A 20,065-nucleotide genomic window follows, 5' to 3' on the forward strand; every position below is an offset into this window, starting at 1 on the left:
CCGGCAGCCGCGGCCGCCGGTCCGCCCGGACCGGCGGCGGCCCGGGCCAACTGTACGGTGGCGAACGAGATCTGACCGCATGGAGAGCCACCGTGACCGCACCCGAGCCCGGGCCCCCGCCGCACGAAGGGGAGCACCCGGACGGCCCGCACCACGACGAGGGCCACGCGCCGGACCGGGTGACGTTCCACGCCTCCCGCGAAGGCGTCTCGTGGGAGGCCCCGGACACCCCGGCGACCCGCCGCGCCATCCTGCTCTCGCTCTCCATCGTCGGGACGGTCGCCACGATCACGGTCCTCGCCATGAACGCGGCCGGCATCATCACGGCCCTGCCCATCGGCGCCAAGTCCATCGACGCCGTCCGCACCAGCCAGGCCCCGCCCGCCACGCCCTCGCCGCCCGCACCGTCGTCGGCACCGCCGTCACCGTCGCCTTCGCCGGTGCCTTCGCCGGTGCCCTCGCCGGTGCCCTCGCCGTCCGCCGAGCCAGGCCCGAGCGTCCGCGCGCCGCGCACCGTCCCGCTCCAGATCGACGTGGTCAGCGGCGGCTACGAACTGATCGACCTGGACGCCCCGAACGACAAGCCGATCTCCACCCTGGTCAGCGACGAGGACTGGAACGCCATGACCGACGCCGACCAGAAGTCCTACGAGATCGTCGTCCACGACCACCCCGCCCCCACCCTCGTCCTCGGCACCCTCGCCGCCGTCCTCCCGGCCGGGGCCGACCTCACCGAGGCCACCTGCCGCGAAGCCGCCCGCGCGGGCACCATCAAGAGCTTCCGCTACGCCACCGCCGCCGAACGCCCCGCCAACGACGCCAAGGGCATCCGCGCCGGCGCCATCCTCTGCCTCACCAGCAGCAAGGGCGCCGTGATCGCCGTCCGGATCACCGACATCCCGTACGACCTCGGCCTGGTCAAACTCGACGTCACCAGCTGGCCCCCGACCACCACCGCCCCGGGCTGACGCCCCGGTTCACACCCGCGCGCGCCCGGGGGTGCTCTCCCCGGTTTCGAGCCCGGCAGCGGAACGTTCGCGCCATTTGCTCGTGGCCGTTCCTCGGCGGAGCCGGTGTGCGGGGTTAGCCTGTGGCCATGGTTGCCCAACGGAGTGAAGAAGTAGCCATGTCTGACGGGGAGTTCGTCAGCGGGCCCGCGCTCGTCCTTCGGTCTCTTGCCGCCGACCCCGATCGGCGGGCCATCGTCGACGCCGACGGCGTCGGCATCACCGCGGGGGAGTTCGCCGCCGCGACCTACCGCCTCGCGCAGGAGCTGGTCGCCCGCGGCGTCACCGTCGGCTCCACCGTGACGCTGATGACGGGGAACACGCCCGAGGCGCTGAGCGCCCGCTACGCGGCGGGCCTCGCGGGCGCCCGGGTGGTGAACCTGTACGACGGGATGAGCGCGCCGGTGCTGGCCGAGATCGTGTCGAGCGTCGACACGGCGGTGATACTGGTGGACGCCGAACGGTACGCCGGCGCACCGGAGTTGCTGCGGCACGTCGAAGTGCCGACGGTCCTGACCCTGGGCCCCGGGCCGGACGGCGGCGGGACGCTCGGGGAGGACGTGATCGCCGCGTCCGCGCACCGGCCCGCCGGCCCGCCGGACGTCCGGATCGGGCCGGACGACGACATCAGCATCCGCCACACCGGCGGCACCACCGGCATCCCGAAGGGCATCCTCACCCGGCACGGGACGTACCGGCTGATCTTCGACGACCCGGTCGGCAACGAGGAGGCGCCCCGCCTGCTGGCCGCCACCCCGCTGGCGCACCTCGCCGGGGTCTTCTCCGACCTGGTCCTGTACCACGGCGGTCTGGTGGTCCTGCTGCGTTCCTTCGAGCCCGGCGCCGTGCTGTCGGCCGTCGAACGCGAACGCATCACCGAGTTCTGGGTGCTGCCGGCGCTGCTCCACCAACTGCTCGACCACCCGGCGCTCGCCCGCACCGACCTGTCCAGCGTGCGGCAGATCATCTACGGGGGCAGCGCCGCCTCGCCGACCCGGATCCGGGAGGCGATGAAGGTCTTCGGGCCGGTGCTGGTCGGCGTCTACGGGATGTCGGAGGCGCAGATGATCTCCGTGCTGACGCCCCCGGAGCACGCCCGGATCGGCAGCGGCGGGCAGGTCCCGGTCGGCAGGCCCGTCCCGAACGTCGAGGTGGTGATCCGCGGCCTCGACGGCAAGGAGGTGCCGACCGGCGAGCAGGGCGAGATCCACCTGCGCTCCGACGCGATCATGGCCGGGTACTGGAAGCAGCCCGAACTGACCGCCAAGGTGATCCAGGACGGCTGGCTGAACACCGGCGACGTCGGCTACTTCGACGAGGACGGGTACCTGTACCTCTCCGACCGGGTCAAGGACCTGATCATCGTGGTCGGCGGCCACGTCTACCCGTCCGAGGTGGAAGACCTGCTGGTCACCCACCCGACGGTGGCCCGCTGCGCCGTCTTCGGCGTCCGCGACGACCAGGAGACCGAGCACGTGCACGTCGCCGTCGTCCCCGCCGCCGGCCGACAGCCGCACCTGGACGAGCTCCGGGCGTTCGTCACCGAGCAGAAGGGCCGGATCTTCGCGCCCGAGGCGCTGCACCTGGTCGACGAGATCCCGCTGACGCCCGTCGGCAAGCCGGACAAGAAGCGCCTGCGCGAAGCAGTCGCCGGCTGACCGCCGCCGTGACCGCCTCTGACGCCGACGAAGCGTCAGGGGCGAGGCGCGTCAGGGGCGGCGCGGAAAGCGGGAGGCGGCGGCCCGGCGGCGGCCGGTACGTTGAGCCGATGCTGCTGACGAAGTATGCCCACGCGTGCGTCCGGATCGAGGACGGCGAGAAGTCCGTGCTGATCGACCCGGGCTGCTGGACGGTGCCGGAGGCGTTCGAAGGCGTCCGCGCGGTGCTGATCACCCACGGGCACGCCGACCACCTGGACGACGAGCTGCTCGCGGCGGCCCGGAATGCCGCCCCGGCGCTCCAGGTGTTCGCGCCGCAGGACGTCGCGGCCGAACTGGGCGACTACGTAAGGCCGTTGACGGTGGGGGAGCGGTTCGAGGCGGGCGGCTTCGCGGTCCGCGCCGTCGGCGGCCGGCACGCCCAGGTCATCGACAACCACCCCGACTGCCCGAACCTCGGCTACCTGGTCGAGGGCGTCTACCACCCGGGCGACTCCCTGCACGTCCCGGACGAGGAGGTGCGCGCCCTGCTGCTGCCCGCCTCCGGGCCGTGGCTGACGATGCGCGGGGCGATCGAGATGGTGCGCGCCGTCCGGCCCGAACGGACCTTCCCGATCCACGACGCCAACCTGAGCGAAATCGGCATGGCCAACTTTGACGGCTGGCTCGGCGAGGAGGCTGACACCCGCTACGCGCGGATCGCGATCGGCGGATCCGCCCCGCTCGACTGAACCGGCACGCGCGGTCCACGGGCCCCCGGATCGGGTGAGACGATCCGGTCGTCCGTCCGTGTGCCGTCTGGGAATTCACTGGGAGCCGGGGCGCGCGGCACGAGGTTTCTCAAAGACGGTCTTGCTAGCTTCGTGACGCATGATCGACTCGTCCCACCTGGCAGCCCGGTCACGATCGTTGGTGGTCCACCTGCTGGCCCGGCTCCGCCCCAGGCACCTCGCCTGGCCGCTGTTCGCCCTCGCCTTCTGGCGCTACCTCGCGGTCTACGGACTGCCCTACGCCAACGACGTGGTCTTCCTCTGGCTGATCGCCGCGCTGGTCGCCGCGTCCGTGCACAGCGGCGGCCGCAAGGGCTGGCTGCACGTGCTGCGCGACTGGGTGCCGGTGATGGCCGTCGTCTGGGCGTACTCGCTGCTCCGAGGCTACGGGGCGCACACCCCGTGGCGGCCGCACTACGCCCCGCAGATCGCCTTCGACAAGGTCCTCGGCTTCGGCGAGACCTGGACGGTGCGCCTCCAGCACCTGCTGTACCACCCCGGACAGCCACAGTGGTACGACTACGCGATCGTCGTGGTCTACATGTCGCACTTCTTCGCGGTGTTCGGGATCCTCGCCGTGCTCTGGAAGCGCAACCACGCCCGCTTCCGGCACTTCCTCGCCTGCTACCTGGCCATCACCTTCGCCGGCTTCCTCACCTACGTGCTGTACCCGGCCGACCCGCCGTGGCTGGCCGCGATCGAGAACCACCTGCCGGCCGTCGACCGGATAGTGAACGCCGTGCTGGAGAACAGCGGCCTGCACCGGGCCGGCACCATCTTCGAGAACGGCAGCCGGTTCGCCAACGACGTCGCCGCGATGCCCTCGCTGCACTCCGCCTACCCGATGATGATCGCCCTGGTGTTCTGGCCCCGGGCCGGCCGCACCCTGCGGGCGGTGCTGGCCGCGTACCCCGTGGCGATGGGCTTCACCCTGGTCTACGGCGGCGAGCACTTCATCATCGACGTGCTGGTCGGCTGGGCCTACGCCTGGGCGCTGGTCACCCTCGTCAACCGGCTGATCGCCCGCCGCGCCGCGACCCGCGCCGCGAAGCAGGAAGCCGTGGCCGTCGCCGCGACGCCACCCTCAGTCCCGGTCGGCTGAACGCCGATCTTCACCCGTGCGGGGCACCCGGCCCCGGTCCGGCAAGGTGGCGCCGGACCGGGGCCGGGGCGTTTCCGCAGGACCTCCGCAAGGCCGCCGCGCGCTCGGCGCGTTCTCCTCACCGCCCGCGCAACCGCCTCGGAACCCCCCTCCGAGCGGCCGGGGAGTTTCCTGGGCGTTCGCTGGGAGCCGGACGCCCCGCGTCGCCGCCGGTCGGGCCGCGTACGGGAGCTGACCCACCGTCAAGAACCGCAGCCGGGCCGGGTCCCCGGGGGATGCGGCGAAGGCTTTGCCAATCCGTGGCGGAGTCTTGTTGCGGGCGGAGGTAGCGTCGTGCGGAACACCGCAGGAGGACCCCACCATGGCCGCACCCAACCCCCCGTCTGCGCCCGGCGAGCGCCCCCGACCCGCCGCCCGGCCGACGGCCCGATGATCTCCGGCCACACTCTCGCGCCTGCGCTGTGGGTGATCCTGACCCCGCTCGGTGTCCTGCTCTTCGGCGCCGGCCTGGCCTCCACCATCCGCATCCGCCCCGGCGCCGACCGCCCCCGCGACCACCTCCTGGGCCCGCTGCTGATCGCCGCCGGCATCGTCGTCGCCGGCTTCGGCCTCTGGCTGCTCTGACCGCCCCGGCGATCAGTCGGCGAACAGCCGCACCCGGTCGAAGTTCCGACGCCACGCCGTCAGGCCCGCCGCCCAGCCGACCAGCGCCCCGACGACGGCCGCCGGGTCGTCCGTGAAGGCCTGGTAGTGCTCGGACGGGACGCCGTCGCGGTACTCCACCTGGTAGCGCTCGGTGTCGCGCAAGTAGCGGACCTGCGCGTACCAGTCGCCCGGCTCGTCCGGGTCGGTCCGCGTGAGGATCAGGAACGAGTCGCCGCAGCGGAGGGCGGCCACCTGCCGGCTGATCGCCGTCGGCCCGGGGTCGCGCACCGACAGGCCGCGCTCGGTCGTCATCAGAAGCATGGCCGGAGCATGGCGCACCCCACCGACACGTCCCTCAGCCGGCGGCCGCCGACCAGCGGTGGAGCGTTCCGGTCGGGGCGTCGAAGGTCAGCCAGGTGCCGTCGCCGAGCGGTTGGGCGTGGCCGGGGGTGCGGCCCGTCGGGTAGGCGACGCGGTGGCGCGGGGCGAGGGTGGCGGTGTCGAGCAGCCAGTGGGCGCCCTGGTCGTCGTGGCAGTCGAGGGCGGAGGCGAGGACGGTGCGCGGGTCGACGAAGCCGCACGGCCAGTCCCAGCGGGCCGGGCGGTCCGGGTCGGCGGTGGGCGGCGGCGTGCCCTCGGCGAGCAACGCGCCGTCCAGGGCGTGCAGTTGGATGTCCCAGCCGTCGTGCTGCACCGTCAGGTATGAGGGCCGCTCCGGGTGGACGCCGGTCAGGATGCGCTCGCCGACCGCCTCCGCGCGGACGTCGTGCAGCCGCGCGCCGTCCCAGCGCGCCCAGTACAGGCCGATGCCGTCCTGGCCCATGCCCACGCACAGCCCGACGTGGCCCGTGCCCGGGTGCGAGAGCTGGTGCGAGCCCGCCGCGAAGGACTCCGGAAGCGGCAGCCGGGCCAGCTCCCGGCCGTCGGCGGCGTCCAGCACCACCCACGCCTCGGCGTAGTCGTCCTCGCCCGGGCCGGTCACCGGGATGTGCGCCCACACCGTCCGGCCGTCGTCCGCGACCCGGCAGGAGCCGTGCTCGGAGCCCTCGCACACCTGCTGCTCGTCCCCGCTGTGCGGATGGCCCGGCTCCGGCCCCCAGCAGCTGTGCCGGAACTCCCAGCGGGTCGTGCCGTCACGGTTCACGGCCCGCACCGCGCGCTGCCCGGAGAACACGGCGAACGAGCCGTCCGGGCCCACCGAGTGCACGCCGCCCGACCAGCCCGGCCACGGCAGCGGGAACGTCGCCTCCGGGGGCCCGCCGGCTACCGCGTCCAGGTCGAACACGGCCAGCCGCGCCCCGTCCCGCAGCAGCGCCCGGCGCGAACCGGCGCGCCCCTCGAACCCGAACCCGTGCACCAGCTCCCGCCCGCCCGGCAGGGCGAGCGTGCCGCGCAGCACCGCATCGACCGTCATCCGGCCGACCCTACAACGCGCTACGGGCAGACCCAGCAGTACAGGTGGGCGCCCCGGGCCGCCGAACGCGCCGCGATCGCGGCCAACTCGCCGAGGAACTGGGCGAGTTCGTCCGGATCGGCCGGGCCGTGGAAGACCTCCTCGGCCGCCGCCCAGCGCTCGGCGACCTCGCGCAGCGCGTCGTCGCCGCGCCGCGCCAGCGCGTCCCGGAAGGCGTCCGACAGCGCCAGCACCACCACCTCGCCGTCCTCGATCATCCCGACCAGCGCCCCGCGCCGCCGGTCCGCCCGGAGCTCCGCGCCCGAGCGGCCCGTCACCAGCTCCTCGGCCGGCCCGAGCGTGACGATCGGATCGATGCCCTTCACCTCCGTCCCGTCGTACCCCGCCCCGAAGGGCTCGTCGTCGTCCCGGACGATCGCGCCCAGCGCGTCGTCGTCGTCAGCAGCGGCGAAGTAGCCGAACAGCACACCCATGGGCCGGAGCATGGCACTCCCCGCCGACAACGGGCCGCGGACCGCGGACCGCGGCTGCTGCTTTCGTCAACTGGCCGCCGTCGAAAAGCAATCGAGGGCAAGATCCACCTTTGCTATGGTGGCGCGATGCCATCGGTCAAGAAGTTCCAGATCACCTTCGACTGCGCCGATCCGGAGCGTGTCGGCCGCTTCTGGTGCGAGGCGATCGGGTACGTCCCGCCGCAGACGCCGGACGGGTTCGACAGCTGGGAGGCGTACACCGCGGCGCAGCCCGCCGAGCAGCGCGGCTCCTGGTTCGTGGCGAGCGACCCCGAGGGCGTCGGCCCGCGGATGTACTTCCAGCGCGTCCCCGAGGGCAAGGTCGTCAAGAACCGCGTGCACCTCGACGTCCGGGTCGGCACCGGTCTGGTCGGCGAGGAGCGCCTCGCCGTGCTGGAGGCCGAGTGCGCCCGCCTGGTCGCGCTCGGTGCGACGCGCGGTCAGCTGCTGCTGGCGGACGAGCACAACGAGTCCTGCCAGAACATGCAGGACGTCGAGGGCAACGAGTTCTGCCTCGACTGACCGGCCCCGTCACCCCGTCCCGTCACCCGGTCCCGTCATTCGGCCCCGGCGTGCGGCGTCCAGCCCGTCGACGCCGCCCAGGGCTCGGCGACGGTGACGACGAGGTCGACGACCGGGTCCTTGACGTCGGCGTAGGTGTCGATGTCGTGGACGACGCCCGCCAGCACGGACTTGAACCGCGCGTACGCGGGCACCGCCTCGGGGTGGGCGCGGAACCAGTCGCGGAAGAGCAGCGCGAGCCGCTCGTTCGGCGAGCCGAGAAGGCGGACGTGCAGGTTGCAGTCCGCGCCCGGGTGTCCGCGTCGCCGCCAGAACCGCTTCGTCCACCGCTCGGGGTCGTCCTCGATGCCCGCGGGCACATGGTCGTACCGGTGCGGGAGGCGCTGGAAGCCCTTCTCGGCCAGCACCCGGTCGAACGCGCGCTCGGCCTCGGGCAGGTCCGCGACGGTGATCTGCAGGTCCAGGACCGGCTTCGCGGCCATGCCGGGGATCGCCGTGCTGCCGATGTGCTCGACGTGCAGCGCCAGCGGCGCGAGGTCCGCGCGGAGCTCGTCCGCGAGGGCGCGGCCGCGCTCCGCCCACGCCGGGTCGTGGTCGAGGACGAGGGGCGCGGAGGTCGTGTCGGTGGTCATCCGATCAAGGTACCCCAGGGCCGTCACGGGGCGACCGGAAGCTCCAACAGCTCCTCGGGCGGCCGGAATCCGGAGCGCCGGTAGAGCGGGGCGCTGCGTTCGGACGGCCGGACGATCAGCGTGTCGAGGCCCTCGGCCTCCGCGTACCGCCGGACGGCCGCGAGCAGCGCCGCGCCCGCGCCCCGGTTCCGGTGCGGCGACGCGACGTAGAAGTTGGTGACGTACCCGAGCGGGTCGTTGTCCGCGTACGGCTCCGGCACCCGCTCCACCAGGTGCAGGAACACGTGCCCGCAGACCTCGCCGTCGTGCTCCACCACCCAGGCGGGCCACCGCCCGCCGCCGAGCCGGTCGCGCAGCCACCGCTCGGCCTCCTCCACCGGCCGGGCGCCGGCCGCCGCGGACCCGTCGTGGTCCTCGTGCTTGAACGCCCAACGCGGTTCCGCCAGCACCCGCGCGTCGCCGGGCCGGGCCGCGCGTACGGTCGGATCGTCCGTCATGACGAAGAGTCTGGCCGACCCCGGCGCACACGGACGAACCGCCCCTGGCACTTCCCGCGGGGGAGCGGCCGTTCGGTCCGCCGCCGCGGCCTTCGGCCACCGCCGGAGCGACCGGCCGGGGCCGATATTCGGCCGATCCCGTTCCGGATCCCGGTGGCCGCAGGGCCTCACTCGCCGATGGCCGCCCGGTAGCCTGCGGCGTCCAGCAGCTCCTTGAGCTCGGACTTCTCGGACGGCTGGAGCTTGAAGATCCAGGCGTCGTAGGGCTCTTCGTTGAGCAGCTCCGGGCTGTCGGCCAGTTCCTCGTTCACGGCGACCACCTTGCCGGCGATCGGCGAGTAGATGTCCGACGCGGCCTTGACCGACTCGACCACGCCGGCCGCGCCGCCGGCCGTGAAGACCTTGCCGACCTCCGGCAGCTCCACGAACACCACGTCGCCGAGCGCCTTCTGGGCGTGATCGCTGATTCCGACCGAGACCGTCCCGTCGCCCTCCAGGCGCGCCCACTCGTGCGACTCGGCGAAGCGCAGATCGGCAGGGATGTTCGACATTCTCTTCTCCTTCAGGGGGTGGGGCGAGCAGCAGCCTCAGCATGCCCGAGGCCGTTCAGCGGCGATCGGATTTCCCGCGCGTCGCCGACGGAACGTCAATGCCGGTTGACGGAAGGGCGGTCGACGCAGCCCGTGTCCCGCTTCCGTCAGTGGAATTCGACCGCGAGCCGGTCGGTGGCGAGCATCAGGTCCTCGATCGTGCCTTTCCCGGTCGCGTCGTCGACGTCCCGCCGGCCCAGTCGGACCGGGACGGCGTCGGTGATGGTCCAGGTGGCGAGCAGGGTCTCGCCGCTGCCGTCCGTGAGGGAGACCCGGCAGTCCTTCCGCTCGACCCGGTTCCGGCTGGCCTCGTGGAGCCAGCTGAACAGTGGGCCGTCCTTCGGAGCGACGCCCTGGCGCAGGCTGATGGTCGCGGACCGCCGGCGACCGGGTGTGCGGTACCGGACGTCCTCGGCGTCGAAGGCCAGGCCCAGGGCCGAGGCGAAGAAGCCGTCGGCCCTGCCGTGACCGCCGAGGTCGAGGCGGAACCAGTGGTTCGGAACGCTGTGGCCCGAGGTGGCGAACTCGGTGGGGGCCATGCCGGTGCTCCTGGGCGGAGAGAAGTGGATCAGTCGCACGCATGCTCGCGAACAACTCCCGAGGCCGGCGCGGAAACGCGAAAAGATCACCGGTTCGGGGGATGGCGGGGCGAGACGGCCGGGCCGGTGCCGGGTTCGGCGAGAAACAAGCACGCGTGCTTGATTTGTCGGCGGGGTGGTGCCACGCTCGGTCCCGACCGGATCGGCGGAGGGCTCGCCGAACCGGCCGAACGACTGTTCTTCGAGCGGGAGTTGAGGAGGTGCGCCGTGTTGCGGATCGGCAATGCTTCGGGGTTCTACGGGGACAGGTTCGCGGCGTTCCGGGAGATGCTGACCGGCGGCCCGCTGGACGTCCTCACCGGCGACTACCTGGCCGAGCTGACGATGCTGATCCTGGCCCGCGACCGGCTGCGCGACCCGCGACTCGGCTACGCGCGGACGTTCCTGCGGCAGGCCGAGGAGTGCCTCGCGGAAGCGCTCGACCGGGGCGTGCGGATCGTCGTCAACGCCGGTGGCCTGAACCCGGCGCGGCTCGCCGAGGCGCTCGGCGAGCTCGCCGACCGGCAGGGGGTCCGGGCCCGGATCGGGCACGTCACCGGCGACGAACTGCTGCCCCGCGCACAGGAGTTCGGCTGGACCGGGGAGGACCCGCGCCGCCCGCTGCTCGCCGCCAACGCCTACCTGGGCGCGTTCGGCATCGCCGAGTGCCTGCGCGGCGGCGCCGACGTGGTGGTGACCGGACGGGTGACCGACGCCGCGCTGGTGGCCGGACCGGGCATCGCCCACTACGGCTGGACGCCCGACGACCTGGACGCGCTGGCCGGTGCGGTGGTCGCGGGCCACGTGCTGGAGTGCGGGGCACAGGCCACCGGCGGGAACTACGCCTTCTTCGCCGAACACGCGGCCGGGAGCCTCGACCGCCCCGGCTTCCCGCTCGCCGAACTCCACGCCGACGGCAGCAGCGTGATCACCAAGCACCCGGGCACCGGCGGAGCGGTGACCGTGGAGACCGTCACCGCCCAACTCCTGTACGAGACAGCCGGACCGCGCTACCTCGGACCCGACGTCACCGCCCGCCTGGACACCGTGACGCTCACCCCGGACGGACCGGACCGGGTACGGATCGACGGAGTGCGCGGCGAGGCCCCGCCCGCCACCCTCAAGGTCGGGCTGAACCGGCTCGGCGGCTACCGCAACGAGCTGGTGTTCGTCCTCACCGGACTCGACATCGAGGCCAAAGCGGCACTCGTGCAACGGCAGTTGACGCAGGCGCTGACCGACCCGCCGGCCGAGCTGCGCTGGACGCTGGCCCGCACCGACCACGAGGACGCCGACACCGAGGAACGGGCCAGCGCGCTGCTCCGCCTCGCCGCCCGCGACCCGCAGGAGGCCAGGGTCGGCCGCGCCCTCACCGCCGCCGCCGTCGAACTCGGCCTGGCCGGCTACCCCGGCTTCCACCTGACCGCGCCGCCCGCCCCGGCCGCACCCTACGGGGTGTTCGAGGCAAGGGAGTTGGACGCCAAGGAGGTCGAGCACCTGGCCCACCTGCCCGGCGGCGACACCGTCACCGTCCGGCCGGCACCCCACCCCGGGGCCCAATCCGCCCAGGAACAACCGCAGTTGCCGAACGGGCCCGACCCGGGACCGACCCGCCGCGCCCCGCTCGGACTGGTCGCCGGCGCCCGCAGCGGCGACAAGGGCGGCGACGCCAACCTCGGCGTGTGGGCCCGCGACGACGCCGGCTGGCGCTGGCTCGCGCACACCCTCACCATCGAACGCATCCGCGAACTCCTGCCGGAGACAGCGGAGTTGACCATCGAGCGGCACCTGCTGCCGAACCTCCGCGCGGTGAACTTCACCCTCCGCGGACTGCTCGGCGAAGGCGTCGCCGCCCAGGCCCGGTTCGACCCGCAGGCCAAAGCGCTGGGGGAGTGGCTGCGCTCCCGGCACCTCGACATCCCGGAGGCACTGCTGTGACCGTACTGCCCACCCGGCTGGACACCAGCGGGCCCGCGTACACCGCCGACCGCGCCGCCATGCTGGAGAAGCTCGCCGCGCTGGACGCCGAGCACGCCAGGGCACTGGCCGGCGGCGGCCCCAAGTACGTGGAACGGCACCGCAGTCGGGGCAAACTGCCGGCCCGCGAACGGATCGAGCTGCTGATCGACCCGGACTCGCCGTTCCTCGAACTGTCGCCGCTGGCCGCCTGGGGCAGCGACTACCCGGTCGGCGCGTCGCTGGTCACCGGGATCGGCGTGATCGAGGGCACGGAGTGCTTGATCACCGCCAACGACCCCACCGTGCGCGGCGGTTCGTCCAACCCGTGGACACTCCGCAAGGCCCTGCGCGCCAACGAGATCGCGCTGCGCAACCGTCTCCCGCTGGTCAACCTGGTCGAGTCGGGAGGAGCGGACCTGCCCAGCCAGAAGGAGATCTTCATCCCGGGCGGCGCCCTCTTCCGCGACCTCACCCGCCTCTCGGCCGCCGGAATCCCCACCGTGGCCGTCGTGTTCGGCAACTCCACGGCCGGCGGCGCGTACGTGCCCGGCATGTCCGACCACGTGATCATGGTCAAGGAGCGGGCCAAGGTCTTCCTCGGCGGCCCGCCGCTGGTCAAGATGGCCACCGGCGAGGAGGCCGACGACGAATCCCTCGGCGGCGCCGAGATGCACGCCCGCACCTCCGGCCTGGCCGACCAGCTCGCCCTCGACGAACCCGACGCGCTGCGCCTGGCCCGCCGCACCGTCCACCGCCTGCACTGGCGCAAGTCCGGCCCCGCGCCCGACAGTCGGCTCCGGCCGCCGAAGTACGACGAGGACGAGCTGCTGGGCGTCGTCCCCGGCGACCTGAAGGCGCCGTTCGACCCGCGCGAGGTGATCGCCCGGATCGTCGACGGCTCCGACTTCGACGAGTTCAAACCGCTGTACGGCAGCAGCCTGGCCACCGGCTGGGCCACCGTCCACGGCTACCCGGTCGGCATCCTGGCCAACGCGCAGGGCGTGCTGTTCAGCCAGGAGTCGCAGAAGGCCGCCCAGTTCATCCAACTCGCCAACCGGCGCGACCGGCCGCTGCTGTTCCTGCACAACACCACCGGCTACATGGTCGGCCGGGACTACGAGCAGGGCGGCATCATCAAGCACGGCGCGATGATGATCAACGCGGTGTCGAACAGCACCGTCCCGCACCTCTCGGTACTGATGGGCGCCTCCTACGGCGCCGGCCACTACGGCATGTGCGGACGCGCCTACGACCCGCGCTTCCTGTTCGCCTGGCCCAGCGCCAAGTCCGCCGTGATGGGCCCGCAGCAACTGGCCGGCGTGCTCTCGATCGTGGCCCGCCAGTCCGCCGCCGCCAAGGGCCTGCCCTACGACGAGGACGCCGACGCCGCCATCCGCGCCATGGTCGAGCAGCAGATCGAGGCCGAGTCGCTGCCCGCGTTCCTCTCCGGCCGGCTCTACGACGACGGGGTGATCGACCCCCGCGACACCCGCACCGTGCTCGGCATCTGCCTCTCCGCGATCCACAGCGGCCCGGTCGAGGGCGCCCGCGGCTACGGCGTCTTCCGGATGTAACACCAGCCCACTGACGAAGGGGAACTGACGGATGATCACCTCACTGTTGGTGGCCAACCGCGGCGAGATCGCCCGCCGGATCTTCCGCACCTGCCGCACCCTCGGCATCGCCACCGTCGCCGTGTACGCCGACCCGGACGCCGACGCCCGGCACGTCCAGGAGGCCGACACCGCTGTCCGGCTGCCCGGCGCCGCGCCCGCCGACACCTACCTGCGCGCCGACCTGCTGATCCGGGCCGCCCTCGACGCGGGCGCCGACGCCGTCCACCCCGGCTACGGATTCCTCTCCGAGAACGCCGCCTTCGCCCGCGCCGTGCAGGACGCCGGACTGCGCTGGGTCGGCCCGCCGCCCGCCGCGATCGCCGCGATGGGCTCCAAGACCGCCGCCAAACGCCTGATGGCCGCCGCCGGCGTGCCGGTCCTCACCGTCGGCCCCGAACCCGCCGAGGCCGACCTGCCGCTGCTGGTCAAGGCCGCGGCCGGTGGCGGCGGACGCGGCATGCGGGTGGTGCGCACCCTCGCCGAACTGCCCGACGCGCTGGCCGCGGCCCGGGCCGAAGCGGCCGCCGCGTTCGGCGACGACGAGGTGTTCTGCGAGCCCTACCTGCCCGCCGGCCGCCACCTGGAGGTCCAACTGCTGGCCGACGCGCACGGCACCGTGTGGGCCGTCGGCGACCGCGACTGCTCGCTGCAACGCCGGCACCAGAAGGTGATCGAGGAGGCCCCCGCGCCCGGCCTCGACCCCGCACTGCGCACCCGCCTGCACGCCGCCGCCACCGCCGCCGCCCGCGCCATCGGCTACCGCGGCGCCGGCACCGCCGAGTTCTTGCTCGCCCCCGACGGACGACTCGCGTTCCTGGAGATGAACACCCGCCTCCAGGTCGAACACCCCGTCACCGAAGCCGTCACCGGCCTCGACCTGGTCGCCCTCCAACTCGCCGTCGCCGAGGGCGAGAAGCTCCCCGCCACCGCGCCGCCCGCGCGGGGCTGCGCGATCGAGGCACGCCTGTACGCCGAGGACCCCGCCCGCGACTGGCAGCCCGCCACCGGCACCGTCCACCTGCTCGAAGTCCCCGGCGTGGACGTCGAGTTCGACACCCTCCCGGCACCCGCCGGCCTGCGCCTGGACGCCGGCATCGGATCGAGCACCGGCGACGCGCCCGCCGAACGGATCACCGTCCACTACGACGCGATGCTCGCCAAGGTGATCGCCTGGGCCCCCACCCGCCGCGCCGCCGCCCGCCGCCTCGCCGACGCCCTCGCCCGCACCCGCCTGCACGGACCCGCCACCAACCGCGACCTGCTGGTCCGCGCCCTGCGCCACCCCGCCTTCCTGGACGGCGCCGTGCACACCTCCTTCCTCGCCGAGCACGCCGACCAACTCCTCGGCCAGGACGCCAAATCCGCCCAGCTCGCGGCCCTCGCCGCAGCCCTCGCCGACGCCACCGCCCGCCCCGGCGCGACCGCCCCGTCCGGCTGGCGCAACCTGCCCTCCCAGCCGCAGCACAAGCGCTACCGCACCACCGACGGCGCCGAACTCGACGTCCGCTACCGGCTCACCCGCGACGGCCTGCGCGCCGAGGACCACCCCGACGTCCAACTCCTCGGCAGCACAGCGGAATCCGTCGACCTCGCGGTCGGCCCGCTGCGCCGCCGCTACCGGATCGCCCGGCACGGCGACCAGGTCTTCGTGGACAGCCCGACCGAGCACCACACGCTGACCGTCCTCGACCGATTCCCGGACGCGGCAGCCCAGTTGGCCCCCGGAACGCTGCTCGCGCCGATGCCCGGCACGGTCGTCCGGATCGCCGCCGAACCCGGCCGGGCCGTCACCGCCGGGCAGCCGCTGCTCTGGCTGGAGGCGATGAAGATGGAACACCAGGTCACCGCCCCGGCCGACGGCACACTCGCCGAACTCCCGGTCGCCGTCGGCCAGCAGGTCGAGACCGGCGCCGTCCTCGCCGTGGTCACCGCCACCTGAGACTGCCTTCGAAACCCTTGCGCACCAAGCCGGTTGGGCGACCCCGCACACCGGCCACCCTCGCCCGGAAGGACCCGCCGATGTCCGCACCGCGCACCACCGCCCTGCCCGCCTCCCCGCTGATCGAGTCAGAGGACCGCCGCGCCCTGCGCGAAGCCGTCGCCGCGCTCGGCCGCCGCTACGGCCGCGAGTACTTCCAGCGCAAGGCCCGCGAGAACCAGCCCGTCGAAGAACTCTGGTCCGAGGCCGCCAAGTTGGGCTACCTCGGCGTCAACCTGCCCGCCGAACACGGCGGCGGGGGCGCGGGCATCGGCGAACTCGCGGTCGTGCTCGAGGAGTTGGGCGCGGCCGGCTGCCCGCTGCTGATGCTGATCGTCTCGCCCGCGATCTGCGGCACCGTGATCGCCCGGTTCGGCACCGAGGAACAGAAGCAGCGCTGGCTGCCCGGCCTCGCCGACGGCAGCAAGGTGATGGCATTCGGCATCACCGAGCCCGACGCCGGCTCCAACTCGCACCGCATCTCCACCGTCGCCCGCCGCGACGGCCAGGACTGGCTGCTCAGCGGCCGCAAGGTCTTCGTCTCCGGCATCGACCACGCCGACGCCGTGCTGTTCGTCGGCCGCACCGAAGACGCTCGCACCGGCAAGCTCAAGCCCGCCCTGTTCGTCGTCCCGCGCGACACCCCCGGCTTCGAGTACCGCCCCATACCGATGGAACTCACCGCCCCCGAACGGCAGTTCCAGGTCTTCCTGGACGACGTGCGGCTGCCCGCCGACGCCCTGGTCGGCGACGAGGACGCCGGGCTGCTGCAACTGTTCGCCGGACTCAACCCCGAGCGGATCATGACCGCCGCCTTCACCCTCGGCATCGCCCGCTACGCCCTCGACACCGCCGTCGCCTACGCCCGCACCCGCACCGTCTGGGACAAGCCGATCGGCGCCCACCAGGGCATCGCCCACCCGCTCGCCCAGTGCGCCATCGAGGTCGAACTCGCCCGCCTGATGACCCAGAAGGCCGCCCACCTCTACGACGCGGGCGACGACCTGGCCGCCGGCGAGGCCGCCAACATGGCCAAGTACGCCGCCGGCGAAGCCTCCTGCCGCGCCGTCGACCAGGCCGTCCAGACCCTCGGCGGCAACGGCCTCACCCAGGAGTACGGCCTCGCCGCACTGATCACCGCCACCCGGGTCGGCCGGGTCGCCCCGGTCAGCCGCGAAATGATCCTCAACTACGTCGCCCAGCACACCCTGGGCCTGCCCCGCTCGTACTGACGGGCCGTCAGGAGACCCCGTGCGCCGGTGCGCGAAGCAATCCGAGGGATCGGCGTCCCGCACCGGGACGGACGGTTACGCTCCCGCCATGACGATCATGTACAGGTCCGACGAGCACACCGACGCCGGTATCGCCCGCCGCGCCGCCGAGGCCGGTGCCGAGGCCGTCCGGGCCCACGCCTGGGCCACCGCCGAGAAGCACCACAAGGGCGGCGGCGACTTCGCCACCGCCGCCGACCTGGCCGCCGAGGCCGCCGTCCTCGACCTGCTGCGCGCCGCCCGCCCCGGCGACGCGTTCACCGGCGAGGAGAGCGGCCGCACCGGCGCGGCCGACGCCGACCGGCGGTGGCTGATCGACCCGCTCTGCGGCACCCTCAACTACGCCGTCGGCACCCACCTGGTGGCCGTCAACGTGGCCCTGCGCGAGCACGGCCGGACGGTCGCCGCCGCCACCGCCGACCCGTACACCGGCGAGACGTACTGGACCGACGGCGAGCGCGCCCACCTGCGCCACGACCGGCAGGACACCCCGCTGGTCCCGTCCGCGCAGTCCGCGCTCGTCGACCTCAACCTCGACCCGCCCTACCCGAACGCCGCCGCGTTCCGTGCCGCGCACCTGCTCACCGACCCCGACTTCGAAGCCGCGTTCCGCCCCCGGGTGGTCTCCAGCACCCTGGCCGTCGCCTGGGTCGCCGCCGGCCGCCGCGCCGCCTATATCACCGACGGACACCTCGCCGACAGCGTCCACTTCGCCGCCGGCCTCGCCCTGTGCGAAGCGGCCGGCTGCACCGTCACCGACCTGCGCGGCAAGCCCCTGCACAGCGGCGGGGGCGGCCTGCTGGCCGCCGCCGACGCCGACACCCACGCCCGCCTGCTCGACCTGATCGACCGCCAGTACCACCGCGCGACCCCCTGATCACGCCACGCGCCCTGCCCGCGCCCCTCCCCGCCCCGGCAGCCTTGGCCAACAGCAGCCAGGAGCCCGCACCACCGAGACGCACACCCGCACCACCGAGACCCACGCCCGCACCACCGGCACCACCGAACAGGACCGCGCCGCCACCCCGACCGCCGAGCCCGCCCCGGAGGCCCGCATGGTGTTCCACAGCGACTACCCGACCGTCGCCCCGCTCGACCTGCCCATCCACGACGCCGTCCTCGGCGACTGCGCCACCGGCGAGCACGCCGAACGGCCCGCCCTGGTCGACGCACTGACCGGGCGGACCGTCAGCTACCGCGAGCTCGACACGGGCAGCCGCCGGATCGCCGCCGGGCTGGCCGCGGCGGGCGTCGGCAAGGGCGAGGTGGTGGCGCTGTTCAGCCCGAACACCGTGGCCTACCCACTGGCGTTCTACGGTGCCACCCGCACCGGTGCCACCGTCACCCCCGTCGGCTCGCTCGCCACCGCCGCCGACCTCGCCGGCCAGCTGCGCGACTGCGGCGCCCGCTGGATCATCACCGTCGCCGCGTTCCTGCCCGTCGCCCTCGAAGCGGCCGCGAGCCACCCCGTCGCCGAGATCTTCGTCTGCGACAGCGCCGACGGCCACCGCTCGCTCGCCGACCTGGCCGCCACCGACGCCCCCGAGCCGACCCCGGAGTTCGACCCGGCCGCCGACCTCGCCGTGCTGCCGTACTCCAGCGGTACCACCGGCCTGCCCAAGGGCGTGATGCTGACCCACCGCTCGGTCTCCACCAACCTCGCCCAGCTCGACGCGATGCTGAAGACCGCCCCGGGCGAACGCATCCTCGCGGTCCTCCCGTTCTTCCACATCTACGGCCTGACCGCGCTGCTGAACCGCCCGCTGCGGGCCCGCTCCACCGTCGTCGTGCTGCCCCGTTTCGACCTGGAGCAGTTCCTGACGGCCATCCAGGAGCACCGCATCGAGGCCGTGTTCGTGGCCCCGCCGATCGCCCTCGCCCTCGCCAAGCACCCGCTGGTGGACCGCTACGACCTGTCCTCCGTGCGCTACGTGCTCAGCTCCGCCGCCCCGCTGGACGCCGAACTCGCCGCCGCCTGCGCCCGCCGGCTCGGCCTGCCGCACCTGCTGCAGGCCTACGGCATGACCGAACTCTCCCCGGCCACCCACGTCGTCCCGCCGCACGACCCCCACCCGCCCGTCGGCACCGTCGGCCGCCTGCTGCCCGGCACCGAACTGCGGGTGCTGTCCTTCGACGAGCCGCGCCGCGACCTCGGCCCCGACGAGGACGGCGAACTGCTGTTCCGCGGCCCGCAGGTGATGAAGGGCTACTTCGGCCGGGACTCCGACACCGCCGCCACCGTCGACGCCGACGGCTGGCTGCACACCGGCGACGTCGGCCACGTCGACGAGGACGGCTACCTGTACGTCGTCGACCGGGTCAAGGAACTCATCAAGTACAAGGGCTACCAGGTCGCGCCCGCCGAACTGGAGGCCCTGCTGCTCACCCACCCCGCCATCGCCGACGCCGCGGTCATCGGCGTCACCGACGCCGAGGGCACCGAACGCCCCAAGGCGTACGTGGTGCCCGCGTTCGGCTGCGAGATCGCCGAGCAGGAGGTCATCGAGTACGTGGCCCGTCGGGTCGCCCCGTACAAGAAGGTGCGCGAGGTGGAGTTCCTGGACGCCGTGCCGAAGTCCGCCAGCGGCAAGATCCTCCGCCGCGAACTGCGGGACCGGGCCGCGCGCGGCTGACGGTCTGCGAGGATCGGGACACGCCGAGAACCAGCCGAGCAGGAGCCGCCGATGACGACCAGCACCCCCGCCGCCCGCACCCCCCAGCAGGACCGCAGCCGCGCCACCCGCCGCCGGCTGCTGGAGGCGGCGGTGGAGTGCCTGGCCGACGTCGGCTGGAACGGCTCCACCGTCGCCGTGGTCGCGGAACGGGCCGGCGTCACCCGCGGCGCCGCCCAGCACCACTTCCGCACCCGCGAGGACCTGTTCACCGCCGCCGTCGAACACGTCGCCGCCGAGCGGCTGGCCGCCGTCCTGGCGCACATGCGGGAGCTGCCGCCGCCCGGGCCGGAACGCACCGAGGCGGTGGTCGAGATGATCGTCCGCCTCTACACCGGCCCGCTGTTCCGGGCCGCCCTGCACCTGTGGGTGGCCGCCGCCACCGAGCAGCCGCTGCGCGAACGGATCGTCAGCCTGGAGAACCACGTCGGCCGCGAGGCGCACCGGGCCGCCGTCGAGTGCCTGGGCGCCGACGAGAGCGCCACCGGCGTCCGGGAGACCGTCCAGGCGACGCTCGACCTCGCCCGCGGCCTCGGCCTGGCGAACCTGCTCACCGACGACGGCCCGCGCCGGGCCGGCATCGTCCGCCAGTGGTCGCGCCTGCTGGACGCCGCGCTGGCCGGCTGAGCCCCGGCCGGGCCG

At 73.7% G+C, this 20,065-nt stretch carries 20 protein-coding genes; 13 read left to right on the forward strand and 7 right to left on the reverse strand.

Annotated elements, in window-relative coordinates; translation table 11 throughout:
* Positions 1–92 precede the first annotated feature (92 nt).
* The 5 genes from AMK19_RS36665 (at position 93) to AMK19_RS25790 (ending at position 5,161) form a co-directional block, all read left to right on the forward strand.
* The gene (locus AMK19_RS36665; protein ID WP_073815722.1) at positions 93–968 is read left to right on the forward strand and encodes a hypothetical protein; all 876 of its coding nucleotides are present in this window, start codon (positions 93–95) and stop codon (positions 966–968) included.
* A gap of 158 nt (positions 969–1,126) precedes the next feature.
* Positions 1,127–2,665 carry an AMP-binding protein gene (locus tag AMK19_RS25775; RefSeq protein WP_073815724.1) on the forward strand — a complete coding sequence of 513 codons (1,539 nt, stop codon included), beginning with the start codon at positions 1,127–1,129 and terminating at the stop codon, positions 2,663–2,665.
* A gap of 110 nt (positions 2,666–2,775) precedes the next feature.
* Positions 2,776–3,396, forward strand: a complete 621-nt coding sequence (locus AMK19_RS25780; RefSeq protein ID WP_073815726.1) for an MBL fold metallo-hydrolase — start codon at positions 2,776–2,778, stop codon at positions 3,394–3,396.
* A gap of 139 nt (positions 3,397–3,535) precedes the next feature.
* Positions 3,536–4,537, forward strand: coding sequence for a phosphatase PAP2 family protein (locus AMK19_RS25785; RefSeq protein ID WP_083647350.1), 1,002 nt, complete (start codon positions 3,536–3,538; stop codon positions 4,535–4,537).
* Positions 4,538–4,966: 429 nt separating this feature from the next.
* The gene (locus tag AMK19_RS25790) at positions 4,967–5,161 is read left to right on the forward strand and encodes a hypothetical protein (protein ID WP_073815730.1); all 195 of its coding nucleotides are present in this window, start codon (positions 4,967–4,969) and stop codon (positions 5,159–5,161) included.
* A 12-nt stretch (positions 5,162–5,173) separates the two neighbouring features.
* Here the strand turns inward: AMK19_RS25790 and AMK19_RS25795 are convergent, their stop codons facing one another.
* Genes AMK19_RS25795 through AMK19_RS25805 form a run of 3 tightly spaced genes read right to left on the reverse strand, consistent with a single transcriptional unit; the run spans position 5,174 to position 7,069 of the window.
* Positions 5,174–5,503 carry a hypothetical protein gene (locus tag AMK19_RS25795; protein WP_073815731.1) on the reverse strand — a complete coding sequence of 110 codons (330 nt, stop codon included), beginning with the start codon at positions 5,501–5,503 and terminating at the stop codon, positions 5,174–5,176.
* 34 nt (positions 5,504–5,537) lie between these two features.
* Positions 5,538–6,596 carry a hypothetical protein gene (locus tag AMK19_RS25800; RefSeq protein WP_073815733.1) on the reverse strand — a complete coding sequence of 353 codons (1,059 nt, stop codon included), beginning with the start codon at positions 6,594–6,596 and terminating at the stop codon, positions 5,538–5,540.
* A 20-nt stretch (positions 6,597–6,616) separates the two neighbouring features.
* Positions 6,617–7,069, reverse strand: coding sequence for a hypothetical protein (locus AMK19_RS25805; RefSeq protein ID WP_073815734.1), 453 nt, complete (start codon positions 7,067–7,069; stop codon positions 6,617–6,619).
* A gap of 126 nt (positions 7,070–7,195) precedes the next feature.
* On the opposite strand from AMK19_RS25805, the gene AMK19_RS25810 reads away from it, so the two are divergent.
* Positions 7,196–7,630 (forward strand): VOC family protein, encoded by a 435-nt coding sequence (locus AMK19_RS25810; protein ID WP_073815736.1) that lies wholly within the window; start codon positions 7,196–7,198, stop codon positions 7,628–7,630.
* A 35-nt stretch (positions 7,631–7,665) separates the two neighbouring features.
* Here the strand turns inward: AMK19_RS25810 and AMK19_RS25815 are convergent, their stop codons facing one another.
* From AMK19_RS25815 to AMK19_RS25830, 4 genes are all read right to left on the reverse strand, one after another.
* The gene (locus AMK19_RS25815; protein WP_073815738.1) at positions 7,666–8,262 is read right to left on the reverse strand and encodes a GrpB family protein; all 597 of its coding nucleotides are present in this window, start codon (positions 8,260–8,262) and stop codon (positions 7,666–7,668) included.
* A gap of 23 nt (positions 8,263–8,285) precedes the next feature.
* Complete coding sequence (locus tag AMK19_RS25820; RefSeq protein WP_073815739.1) at positions 8,286–8,759, reverse strand: GNAT family N-acetyltransferase; 474 nt, start codon at positions 8,757–8,759, stop codon at positions 8,286–8,288.
* Positions 8,760–8,926: 167 nt separating this feature from the next.
* Complete coding sequence (gcvH, locus tag AMK19_RS25825) at positions 8,927–9,310, reverse strand: glycine cleavage system protein GcvH (RefSeq protein ID WP_073815741.1); 384 nt, start codon at positions 9,308–9,310, stop codon at positions 8,927–8,929.
* A gap of 146 nt (positions 9,311–9,456) precedes the next feature.
* The gene (locus tag AMK19_RS25830; protein ID WP_073815742.1) at positions 9,457–9,888 is read right to left on the reverse strand and encodes a phage tail protein; all 432 of its coding nucleotides are present in this window, start codon (positions 9,886–9,888) and stop codon (positions 9,457–9,459) included.
* Between the two features lie 267 nt (positions 9,889–10,155).
* On the opposite strand from AMK19_RS25830, the gene AMK19_RS25835 reads away from it, so the two are divergent.
* The 7 genes from AMK19_RS25835 to AMK19_RS25865 all read left to right on the forward strand — a co-directional run bounded on the left by AMK19_RS25835 (position 10,156) and on the right by AMK19_RS25865 (position 20,050).
* The gene (locus AMK19_RS25835; RefSeq protein WP_073815744.1) at positions 10,156–11,865 is read left to right on the forward strand and encodes an acyclic terpene utilization AtuA family protein; all 1,710 of its coding nucleotides are present in this window, start codon (positions 10,156–10,158) and stop codon (positions 11,863–11,865) included.
* The gene (locus AMK19_RS25840; RefSeq protein WP_073815745.1) at positions 11,862–13,460 is read left to right on the forward strand and encodes an acyl-CoA carboxylase subunit beta; all 1,599 of its coding nucleotides are present in this window, start codon (positions 11,862–11,864) and stop codon (positions 13,458–13,460) included. Before AMK19_RS25835 ends, AMK19_RS25840 begins: the two co-directional genes overlap by 4 nt.
* Positions 13,461–13,491: 31 nt before the next feature.
* On the forward strand, positions 13,492–15,441 hold the full coding sequence (locus AMK19_RS25845; protein ID WP_073815747.1) for an ATP-binding protein: 1,950 nt from the start codon (positions 13,492–13,494) through the stop codon (positions 15,439–15,441).
* A gap of 80 nt (positions 15,442–15,521) precedes the next feature.
* Positions 15,522–16,712 carry an acyl-CoA dehydrogenase family protein gene (locus tag AMK19_RS25850; RefSeq protein ID WP_073815749.1) on the forward strand — a complete coding sequence of 397 codons (1,191 nt, stop codon included), beginning with the start codon at positions 15,522–15,524 and terminating at the stop codon, positions 16,710–16,712.
* Positions 16,713–16,809: 97 nt separating this feature from the next.
* Complete coding sequence (locus AMK19_RS25855; RefSeq protein WP_073815820.1) at positions 16,810–17,628, forward strand: inositol monophosphatase family protein; 819 nt, start codon at positions 16,810–16,812, stop codon at positions 17,626–17,628.
* 178 nt (positions 17,629–17,806) lie between these two features.
* The gene (locus AMK19_RS25860) at positions 17,807–19,384 is read left to right on the forward strand and encodes an AMP-binding protein (RefSeq protein ID WP_073815750.1); all 1,578 of its coding nucleotides are present in this window, start codon (positions 17,807–17,809) and stop codon (positions 19,382–19,384) included.
* A gap of 51 nt (positions 19,385–19,435) precedes the next feature.
* Positions 19,436–20,050, forward strand: a complete 615-nt coding sequence (locus AMK19_RS25865; RefSeq protein WP_073815752.1) for a TetR/AcrR family transcriptional regulator — start codon at positions 19,436–19,438, stop codon at positions 20,048–20,050.
* Positions 20,051–20,065: the final 15 nt, after the last annotated feature.

It is taken from the genome of Kitasatospora sp. CB01950 (assembly GCF_001905465.1).
Taxonomy (GTDB): Bacteria; Actinomycetota; Actinomycetes; order Streptomycetales; family Streptomycetaceae; genus Kitasatospora.